Origin of the sequence: Rhodococcus sp. BP-261 (assembly GCF_019835205.1) — a bacterium.
GTDB classification, from domain to species: domain Bacteria; phylum Actinomycetota; class Actinomycetes; order Mycobacteriales; family Mycobacteriaceae; genus Rhodococcoides; species Rhodococcoides kyotonensis_B.
The window spans coordinates 1-10792 of record NZ_JABUCO010000028.1 but is presented as its reverse complement, the minus strand read 5'-3'; the positions used below and the strand labels follow the sequence as shown (position 1 = coordinate 10792).

The following is a 10792-nucleotide window of genomic DNA, read 5'->3' as shown; positions in this document are numbered from 1 at the left end:
AACCCTCCGGTCCTTCGATCTCACCGCACGCAATCATCTGTCGCGAACGAACTGCATAGCCGCTTCCGGCAGTTGCACCGCCTCATGACTCTAGTTGGAAAGTACCGACAGCTTCACCGGCGACCGGCAACCATTCAGCAAGTCTCGACTAGCAACCGGCGGCCTGACCTAAGCGATGTAGCAACCTCGCGGTTTCCCGCTCAAGCGATTTGAAACCCCTCTTCTCAAGGCTCTCGATGAACATGCGCTTCAACCCCATCTCCCCCGCCACCTGCGACACCGTCCTCGGCTTCGCCCCGTCGATCCCGTACCGCCTAATCAACACCGACGCCTCCCGCACATCGATGGCCGCAAGGCAGCGCAGAATCCCGTCCAGCTGGTCCGGCGTCCCGTACTGCGCCTCCGACAGAATTTCCTTTACGGTCCGCGTCCTAGCTGCAGACGCCACCGTCGGCACCATCTTCGACTGGGGAATCACGATCGGCTCGATCGGCTTCGGCGCCACCGGAGGCTCAGGCAGAACCGGAGCCGACCGATCCAACCAACTCGCGAGCACCGCACCCGCGTCGGCGAGATCGACGTCCACGACCTCTTCGGCGACATTGGTCAACTCGTCGAGAAACGCCTCATGCGCACCGAAGTTCGGATCCTCGTTCGTCCCCGCCACATACATGATCACGAACGCCGCAGGCCGACCATCCGGCTTCAACCGCAGAATCCGGCCCATACGCTGAATCATCTGCCGCTTCGACGAACTACTCGCGATGATCACACCGACATCCACCGCCGGTACATCGATCCCCTCGTCCAGCACCCGCGGCGCAACCAGGCTCGTCAGCTCACCACTCCGGAACTGCGTGAGAATCCTGGTACGTCCCACCCGATCCAGATGACTCGAATACTGATGCGCCGCAAGCCCACCGGCCTTCAACACCTCTGCACCCTGAGCTGCAGACTCCTTCGTCTCCGAGAACACGATCGACCGCTTCGACTTCGCCAACCCCGGAGCAATCGCAGCCAACGCCTGTAACTTACCCTCACAGTCCGCCAACAGCGCCCGCCGCTTCGAGAACGCCGACAGATATCGGCTCGCCACGCGGCTCGCAGGCAGATGCCGTTCCTTGCTCAGATCGACGACGGTCTTCATGAACTCACCGAACGGCTCTGCAGCACAACCATGATCGAAGATCAGTGTGTTGCGAAGCGACTTCGCTTTCTCGTCCAGGTCCTGGAACTTCGCGGCCTCTACAGCCGAGAACGGCACCGCCACCGTCATCACTCGTACCGGCGCGAGAATTCCGTCGCGTCTCCCCCGCGCCGCATCGCATCCCTTGACTAGGTTCTCGAAATACGGCATCAGGTAGGAATCGACGCCGTCGTCCTGTCGCTCCAACGTCGCCGTCAGGCCGAGTCGCTCGTCGAATCGGTCGATCAGCACCTTCGCGAACGATCCCGCACCGTAGCGATGCACCTCGTCCGCGACGAGCAACGCGCCAGATCGTGGCAAGGGCGCGCCTTTGCGAACCGCAGACTGAATAGTCGTGATCAGCACGTCGTATTGCCGGAACGTGTCGTTGTGACCATTCCCCCGCCGCCCTATACGCACCGACGGCAACGCCTTCACCATGGCCGAATACCACTGCTCGAGCAGATCGACGCTCGGCACCACCACCATCACCTGACGACCACGGCTCACCGAGTCCAGGGTCGCCGCCAACCCCACATGTGTCTTCCCGGTACCGGTGACGGCCTCGACGATCGCCCTGTAGCCGTGCGACACCCACGCGTCGAACGCTTCCTTCTGCCACTCCCGCAGCCCCTCGGACCGCGTCGCCACCTGTGTCACAGCGTCAACCCCTGCGGCCGCACCCATTCCTCCACACCATCACGCTTCCGTCGTACCAACTTCTTCAAAGCCAGCAAATCCCACAGCAGCTTCTCGGCTTCTGCACTCGAGAACCCTGTGACTCGCTGGCACCGCTCGATCGTCAACGGCGCGTTGGGCCGCGCGGCCGCTACCGCAATCTGCCGAGCAGCAGGCCAGGACGGCACCTTCAGTGCATCCAATTCCGCTTGCAACGAACGGCTTTCGCTGACTATCGAAGGCTCTGCCACCACCGGCCGTCGGCGGGGCATCATGTCCGGCGTCGGGCCAGGTGGTCTCTTCTTGGCAGCACGCAATGCGTCGTCCCGAGACTTGATCTCGGCCAACGCTTCGTGGACTGCTTCAACCGTGACGTCGAGTTCCTCGACCGTCTGCGCGACCGAGAACATGTTCTTCTTCTGCGAATACCGAATGGCCGCAATCAGATCCTCGCGCGGCATGACTCGCGCTGGCGTCGGCGCCGGTTCGACGTCGTCCATGTCGTCGACATCTTCGACCTCGCCGACGCCCGAGTCGTCGGGCTCTTCGGACTCGTCGACGGTCTCGATGACCTCCGGGAGCGGCGCGAGTTCGACGTCGACCCGCGATGGCACAGGTGTGTCGACAGTGCCGAGTTCGACCACCTCGTCGTCGACCTCGGTGTCGTCGGCGTCCCGTACGAGAGCGATCGGCGACCATGCCGTCGCGCCGGAACCTTCGATGACTACCTCGACCTCGTCGCGCAAAAGCCCGACGGAGTCGAGGATCTCGGTGATGGTGTCGAGCACGCGCTCTCGATCGAGGGCAAAGTCCGACGCGCGCACTCGGTGGAAAAGCCATCCGCTGCGGCGTAATTCGAACTCGCGCTCCATGCGATCCATCAACTCGTCGGCATCGACGTCGGAGTCGTCGTCGCACTCGATCGCCACCCGCACCGCAGCACCGGTGACGACGAGGTCGATGGCCATTCCGTTGACCTCGACGCGAGGATTGACGTGATAGCCGCGCTCGCGCAACGCGAGAAAGACCTGCTGCTCGAACAACGATCCGAAGTCCGGGTGCCGCGTCGTCGCCGAAACCGACTCGGGCACAGCGGGAACCGGAATCGTCGGCGCAGCCTCGACATACGACAGCAATGAGCGTCGCAGATCCGTCGGCGACAGGTCGTCGACGGTGACCGAGTGAAACAGCCACAGCTGATCCCGAGCACGGGACGCGGCGACGTTGAATCGGCGCTTGTACAGATCCGCGGTCAACGCATTGAACGATGTACCCGGTGCGACGACCATCGACAGGAACATCACGTCACGCTCGTCGCCCTGGAACTCGGGTGGGGTGCCGATCCGAATACGACGCTCTTCCCTCTGTTCCGCCGGAACACGCTCGAACACCAACGATTGGATGAGGTTCGCCTGCGCAGCACCCTGAAGGACCGCGATGCCGAACGTCTTTCCTGCGTAGTTGGGATCGGCAAGACACTGAACAAGCTGGTCGACGACGGCCTGTGCCTCCGCGGCATTGGTCAGACGCGTGCTCGACCCAGCGGTCGTGGCACCGTCGACCAATGTGCTTCGAAGCGGCATCAGCCGGTCCGCACCGAACTGCCTCACGGGAACGAGGGGCATGTCTTCGTAGAACTGAGTCGACGACCATTCGATGATCTCGGGCATGGATCGGTAGTGCTCGCGCATTCTGACGATGTCGCCGAACTTCGCCCGCTGCAACGTGAACAGACTGGACTTCGGCGTCAGCATCATGCGAGTGCTGATCGGAACGTCCGGAAGAAGGTCATCGAGCCGATCGAGCACCGACTGCAACGTGTAGTTCTTGATTCCCGGAGGTGCACACTGTTTTTCGTCGCCGACGAGAATGATCTTGGGTGCCAACCACATCAGCAGCAGGCTGGTGACCTCGGACTGACTTGCCTCGTCGACGATGACGACGTCGAAGGCGTTCTGCTGCGGCGGAATCGACGACAGCACCTGCGCGATCGGCATGACCCACGCCGGCACAACCGTCTGTGCATCCTTCATCGCGGCCCGTGCTGCAACACGGTAGCGCTGCGCGAGCGCGTTGGTGCCGAGTCCAGCGTTGGACATGTTCTCCTGGTAGGCGCGCAGGGCAGTGACCTCGCGATTCGTCATGCGCTGCAGGCATTCCTGCCACGCCTGTTCGGCTGCGAGCTGCGCTGTGAGTGAGGACAGCTCTTCATCGATGGCGTCGAGTTCGGCATCGAGGTGCTCGTTCTGGTCGCGCTGCTGAACGCTCTCGACCCACTGCCGAGTCCACCGCCACGCCCACGCCTTGGCGAACGACGACGTGGGCGGCGCGAATCCGTCGTCGATGGCACGGGCGAGGCTCGGCGCCTGCGCAGCCAGCGTCTCGAGAAGAGCCGAATTGCCCACTGACGGCTGGAGGTCGGCGGCGAGACGCTCGTAGGCGTCGGGATCCGCAGTTCGAAGCGCGACGATGAGGTAGTCCGAGTTCGGCACCTCGGCCGCGATCCGATCGGCGAGGGCGTTGAGTTCGGCGCGTGCCGATGCGGCGTCGGATCGATCGGTGAGACCCGTGATCTCGCTGGCGAGAGCAATGGCGTCGGCGAGCGTTGTCACCTGCTGGAGCGATGGGACCACGGCACCAAGTGCAGACACGAGCTCATCACGAGCCGAGGCAAGACTGCCCGTCGCGAGAACCTGATTCCAGACCCGATGCAGTGTCTCGACACGCTGAGTGCGGGTGCCACCGTCGGATGGAAGCTCGATGCCGATGGTGCGCAACAAGTTCGATGCGTCGTCGACGGCAACGAGAGCTCGGATGTGCTCGGCGACCAGTCGCAACTCGGAACCCGATGCGGTCGGCACGCCGTCGACCGTGGCCCCGGCGTCGAGCAGATCGGTTGATTTCGGTGACCCGTGACCGGCCTGGCCGCTTTCGTGGAGGCGAGCGGCTGCATCGAACGCGTTGAGAGCCTGCCGGGAGGCGGTCGCCACGACCTGGTGGGATCCGACTGCGGCGTCGGCGCTGACCGCCACGGACAACATGGCCGACACCGTCTGCGCACGGGACCACGAGGATCCGAGCGCGCCCGACAGAAGACCGTCGGCGAGGGTGGTGTAGGTAGGCCCGAACGATTCGACCGACCTGGCGCGATCGGTCAACGCATGCGCGGACGGAAAGATGTAGTGAAGCTGTGTTGGGTCGATGTCGTCGAGACCAGCGATGCTCGACGAGCTGTGCGCGCGGAGGCTGAGCGCTCGAATGTGCTCAGCTGGAGGAAGATTGGGCCCTCCGGCTCTGACGGTGAAAAGAGACGCGAAGCTGGTGTCGTCGAGCGGCGCCTGCTCGGAGTGCAACGGACCGGGAATCCAACCGAGCTCATCATGCTGGGCATTGAGCTTGCCGATGATCGTCGCGAGCGTACCCGTGTAGGTGGGCAGCGGGGAATGGATGTCGGCTTCGGACGATCGCGCGACGCGCATCTGCTCTTTGATCTTGCGCCGCTCCTCTTGTGCGCTGACGCGCTTACCCGCGAGGCTTTTGATGCGACGGGCGGACTCGGCGGGATCGAACGATGCTTTGCGGGATGCGATGGTGGAGACGCTCTCGTCCAGCTCGGCTGATCCCCCACGTGCCATATCCGTGACGGACACACAGAGATCCTGCAATTCGACGGGCAGCTTGTCCTTGAGAACTCGGAGAGCCTGGGCCTTCTCGCTGGTGACGAGGATGCGCTGTCCCTGAGCCATCAACGCGGACATCAGGTTTGCGATTGTGTGAGTCTTGCCGGTGCCGGGTGGGCCTTCGACGACGACGCCTGTGTCGTTCATGACGCGGTTGTAGATGCCCTGCTGCGCCCGGTTGGCAGGGAGCGGGAAGAGCGGCTCGGCGCTCGGGGTGTCACTGATCTGGGCTTCGAGCCAATCGCGTCGAGTGTTGTCGTCGTAGCCTTCGACGAGGTGAGACAGGCCGACGGGTACGGGTGCGCCGTTGTCGAGTGCTGCGATCATCGCGTCGTAGTAGGACATCAGCGCGTAGGAACCGCGCTTGCGCAGGACGAGTGCGGGCGACATGCGGAGGGTGTCGGTGGTGGAGTTGGCGGGCTTGTCGTGGTCAGCGATGACGGTAAGTGGCTGCTTCAACGCGGATGTCGCCCAGTCGCCGAGAAGTTTGGGTATGTCGGCAGAGAGCGATGACGTGATGAGCTCGGAGAGTCTGCGGTGCTGCGCTTTCGAGCCGGCGCGGTCGAAGCCGTCGAGGTCGAGGAGAACCTGCACGTCTTCAAGCCGTGGGCTGCTGGCCGGAGCGACGGTGATGAGGAGGTCACCGGTCGACTCCTCGCGGCTGATGCTGGCCTGCTGCGTGATCAGGTGGGTGGCGATCTGTTGGCCACCGATGGTGGCGTCGAGGTAGCCGGAGGCGATGACGAGCTCGAGCGACTCGGGCTGGGCGCCGAGGTCGTGGAGCATGAGGTCGACGGAACGGAAGAGTTCGGCGAAGGGGCGGCGCTGCTGGTCGTCGAGGGACCATTCATGCCACTGCCGAAGCCATTCCTGCGCTTCGGCGAGTGCATCGGGCTTGACGGTCGGCGGGGTGGTGGATTCGTCGACGTGGTCTGCGAGACCGCGCGGCAGACTCGGGCGCTGCTCGATGCTGGTGCGTGGGATGCGAACCGCCACGTCACCGGGGGCGACGTCGGTGTTGACGTCGAGGGGCCTGGAGTCGTCGAACAGCCACTCGATACGAGCATCAGTGCCGTACGAGCGAATCGGCTTGGACTGGGCGCCCACCGTTTCGCGCAGGAACTCGAGCAGACGACGTACGCGTCCCCGAAGCTCGTCGTCATCCACTAGCGACATCAGACCTCACATTTCGACCATGGTTGAACACCACTCAAGATATAGGTGGTGGGTGACATAGTTCGCCGCGCCCAGAACGGTCGTGCTGCGGGTTTCAGAGGGCCCGCGAGGTGGCATACGGTCCTATCTGCACTGTTCGTGAACCGTCCATTGCCGTCGCTCGAATCCGCGACGACTGCTAGGCGAGAAGTTCATTCAACCGAATGAACGACATGATTCCACCGTCCGAGCGCACTCCCCGGCCGTTCGCCCAAGGATGTCGCGATCACACGGCCACGAAAATCTTCTCGCGGTGCCACTGGAGGTACGCGATGTCCGGTTGTACCGAGGTTCGCGCGAGCTGAAGGCGATCATGCAACGGAGGCTTGCCCAGAGCTCGGCGAAGCGGGATAGCTATTCGCAAATCGTCCTCGACACCGGGCGCGTATCGGAGGCTGAGGTCTTCGTCGACGGTGATGAGGCCTGTGTCGAAAGCGACGTCGTGAGTCGGGCAGGCAGTAAATCCGTTTCGGTGGTCCAACCGTTCCCGATCAGTGCTGTCCCTCCACGGCTTGATGTGGCTTGCTGCAAGCATTCTCGGCCTACGCTTGCCAGCGATCTCTCCGCTCATGCCGCAGAAGACACATCGGTAGTCGTGGTTTTTCAGAACTTTCTGAGCGAAGCGGTGCTGACCGACGCGCACCGCTGCAGTCAGAAGTCGCTCGGTGGTCTCGACTGGAACGTCTGGTCTTTCACGTTCCCACTTCTCGAGCTTAACGACGAGTGCGGTCTCGATCTCGCCCGAATCGAGTTCGTCCTGGCCCTCGAGAACAAAGCTGGCTGCTCCTTCGATCCCAAGAAAGTCAGGCAAAGCGTCGTGTCCGATGCCCACACTGCGAGCCATGTCGATGTTTCGCAGGTATACGCCCTGCAGTAAGTCGAAGTCTGCGAGTCGGGACGCGACTTCCGGGTCGAACTTCCCTCCGTTACTGCGCGTGCCGTCGAGATTGGCCATCTTTGCCAAAATTGACGTCGGTGGGCGTTTGAAGAGTCTGGCCAGGTGCTGAACAGGGAACTCGGCCCGATGGGCCGAGCCACTCCCGTATTTACTGTGGTCCATCAACAGTGACGCACAATGCGACATGACAACTTCACAGGGCACAAAGTTCACCTGCCGCTTGCCTTCAGGCGCATTCGTTCGGTGCACGATGGACAACCACTGATGACGAAGTTGATCTTCGGTCGGGTCGATGAAGGCTGTGACGCCCTCGCCCATACCATCGTCGGCCACTCGTCTCCAATCCAGTGCTTTTGCCCCTCAATGCGCTCGACTGCGATCAAGACGCTGCCGCTCACATTACTTTTGGTCGTCAATCGACTCGACTCGCAGGCATGGGCACCCACGTCAGATGTAGGCAGCGACGAGGGAACCTGTGGTGGCCCTGCCTGAAGAGGACATGATGACGCAAAGCGTGCCCCACGACCTGAGCCATTCCGATAAAGCAAACCTTGTTTAGTTGGCGCCGAAGCCGACTCGACCGAGTGACAACTTGTTCCGGATCCTATCCTTCGTGGCCGACGGCAATTGCGTGTCAATAAAATCATTCAGGCTCTCGGGATCGGGCTCCCACCGTGTTGGTTTCGACAGCACTCGCCACGTTGTGTAGTCGTTCTCGCGAGCGAAAGAAAGCACACCGACGCCATGGGATTCGGCGACCTTCAATACGCCCTCCACCGACTCCTGCAGGTCGTCAACGAGATGGGCGGGCACTTGCAACGCCACCGACGAATGAGTTGCAACCCGTCGATGAGCCAGAGCCTCGTAAACCGCTAACACATCTATCTGGGTGAACGGTTTCACCTCGAACGTTTGGACCTCGAGGAACGTACCGGGTACGTATTCGAACTGCTTTACCTGCACCAAGACAATGTCCGGTCGTGACCACCTACCGCCAGTCCTTCTTTGTCCTTGAGCGGCCGTGTTGTCGACAGCCAACGGGAGTGGCTGTTTCGATTCGCTCCCCCAGTGATGCTGCATCGTCTCTACGAGCGGCTCGTAGAGACGGGCTTCTCTTGCACGGGACGGCAGAACTGGGTCAGCTAGCTCGAACTCGGACGAATCCGCTGCGTCGATCCGCAACAGACTTCCACCAGAACCCATTCCGCGCTTAGCGAGCCCGAGCTCCAATAATCGGCCCTTTGCACGTTCGTATCTCGTCGAACTGACACCCATTGCCTTCTGCAGTGAAGCATTACCCTTGTGTGGATCAGCCTTGTGCAGTTGCAGAAGCAGTTCGTTCTCATCCAGCGTGAGCTGGGTCGCGTGACGGTACGGACGACGGGAATGCCGGACGGGCAGGGCAGTAACGGGATCGATCATTTCATGTCGTCGATCGTCGTTTTCGGGTTGGCGCCCTCGGTCGATCCGCGCTTGGAAGAAACTTTCTGTAGATTTCGTCCCACCCACCCGAGACCACTCGCCCCGGCATCGACAGCCTTGCCTCCGATTGCGACGGCCGCACCGCCGACTGCTTTGGCGCGGTTACCCACCTCGGCCAAAGCATCCGAGACAGAGGGATCCTCATGCTCGATCCAGCCCGCAACCTGACTCCCACGCGCGTTCGCGAAGTCGTCCAGATCTTGGCGCAGCGACGTCATGTCCCGCTTGAGGTCGTTTGCCGACATCCACCGCACGATCTCGAGCGGCTTGATTGCGGCGTAACTCGCCAACGCGCCCCGAGCTTGGACCAGTAGGTCACCGTCGCGCTCGAAATGCCCGAGGAGCAGTTCACGGGCGGAGTTCACGACGGTCTCGAGGTGCTCGGGCTCGGTTGCTCTCACGCGTTCGATACGCATCTTTTGCCAGAGGTACAGCGACTGCTCTGCAATGACCAAGAGTTGCAGCGTCTCGCCTAACCGCTTGTCCTCCACGGCATTCTTGAGGTAGCTCGCACGATCCTGCACTGGCTTCTGGGCGTCGAAGCCCGCAACCGTGCGCTTAGCGTGCTCACGAAGCCGTTCGATACCGACTTCAAGTGCGGGCCCGAGAGACGCGATCGACTCCCAGTCCGCGGTTGGAAGAGCGCCGGTCTCCGAATGCACCTGGGCAATTCTGGATAGCGCTGCATGGTTACCAACCACATCACCGATACGAGACGCCTCTGCCAACACGAGGATTTTGTCGACGGTCCCTTGGACTCGCTCCACGGCATCCGAGACGGACTGCACCGCAGTTTGCAGCGCGATCTGAACGGCGAGCAGCTGCAGACCCAATGCACGAGTCGGAGCCATCGAAACGTTCTGCCACTGCATTTGCCCGCGGAATTTGTGGGACGCATCCACCACCGTCATGCGGTTGTACCCGCCCGTGCCGGGCAGGACGCGGTAAGCCTGCATCATCTTGACACTCTCCGGGGACAACCGAACGAACTGCCCGTGTTGAGCTGCTGTGCCTGCTAGTCCCCCAGCTACCGCCGCGGCAGACGAGACCGATGCTTTGTCGATGCTTGTTACCTGGACTGCGTCCCCTGCGAGATCCTTTATCCGGGCCAGGTAACCGGCGACAGCTTGGTCATCGCCGGCGACAAGTACGCCCTCCGGCTGCACCGACACAGCAATGCCGTTGCTCGCTAGAAACTCCTGGTCATCGTTCGAAAACTCAGCTGGCAGAGCATCATCTGTCATGAGATCCATCCTGTGGTGGCGCGAAACCGTTCGCCTCACTATAGAGATTTCAGACCGACCGTTACAGTTCGCACACTTGCCTCGCATCGAACGGAACCGGTCTGCCCTCTCCTGCGTCTAAAGACCTAGGTCCCTACCATGCAGGAGATTCCCATTACCGACGACGCGGCACTCGCTCTGATCGCGGCGTCGCACTCAACGGAGTTTGACACCAGAGGTCGCGCCGTACTAGCCATGGCCGACCATCTGCCCGACGCTGCAGTCGAACGCCGTCTCGTCGAGTTGAACTGCCCTGGGACTGGTGGAGACTGTGATCTCACCAGGAGAATGCAGGTATGGGTGCACCAAGGAAGTTCGATGCCGAGACTCGTGAGCGGGCGGTTCGGATGTATCGGGACCGTCTGGCCGG

General features: G+C 62.0%; 5 protein-coding genes. All 5 read right to left on the bottom strand.

From position 1 onward, the window contains the following. Positions 1–148: 148 nt before the first annotated feature. The gene (locus HQ354_RS22120; protein ID WP_222635588.1) at positions 149–1846 is read right to left on the bottom strand and encodes a DEAD/DEAH box helicase family protein; all 1698 of its coding nucleotides are present in this window, start codon (positions 1844–1846) and stop codon (positions 149–151) included. Continuing rightward, positions 1843–6720: an AAA domain-containing protein gene (locus tag HQ354_RS22115; RefSeq protein WP_222635587.1), complete on the bottom strand. Its 4878-nt coding sequence runs from the start codon at positions 6718–6720 to the stop codon at positions 1843–1845. The genes HQ354_RS22120 and HQ354_RS22115 overlap by 4 nt, the downstream gene beginning before the upstream one ends. Before the next feature lie 265 nt (positions 6721–6985). Beyond that, positions 6986–7990 (bottom strand): HNH endonuclease, encoded by a 1005-nt coding sequence (locus tag HQ354_RS22110; RefSeq protein ID WP_308115273.1) that lies wholly within the window; start codon positions 7988–7990, stop codon positions 6986–6988. A gap of 222 nt (positions 7991–8212) precedes the next feature. After that, the gene (locus HQ354_RS22105; RefSeq protein WP_222635586.1) at positions 8213–9079 is read right to left on the bottom strand and encodes a hypothetical protein; all 867 of its coding nucleotides are present in this window, start codon (positions 9077–9079) and stop codon (positions 8213–8215) included. Continuing rightward, on the bottom strand, positions 9076–10383 hold the full coding sequence (locus tag HQ354_RS22100; protein WP_261769013.1) for a hypothetical protein: 1308 nt from the start codon (positions 10381–10383) through the stop codon (positions 9076–9078). The genes HQ354_RS22105 and HQ354_RS22100 overlap by 4 nt, the downstream gene beginning before the upstream one ends. Positions 10384–10792 lie beyond the last annotated feature (409 nt).

Bases quoted from the DNA above. Each gene is read 5' to 3' on its own strand.
- HQ354_RS22115 (WP_222635587.1), bottom strand. From the start codon at position 6,720: ATGTCGCTAGTGGATGACGACGAGCTTCGGGGACGCGTACGTCGTCTG.
- HQ354_RS22105 (WP_222635586.1), bottom strand. From the start codon at position 9,079: ATGATCGATCCCGTTACTGCCCTGCCCGTCCGGCATTCCCGTCGTCCG.
- HQ354_RS22100 (WP_261769013.1), bottom strand. From the start codon at position 10,383: ATGACAGATGATGCTCTGCCAGCTGAGTTTTCGAACGATGACCAGGAG.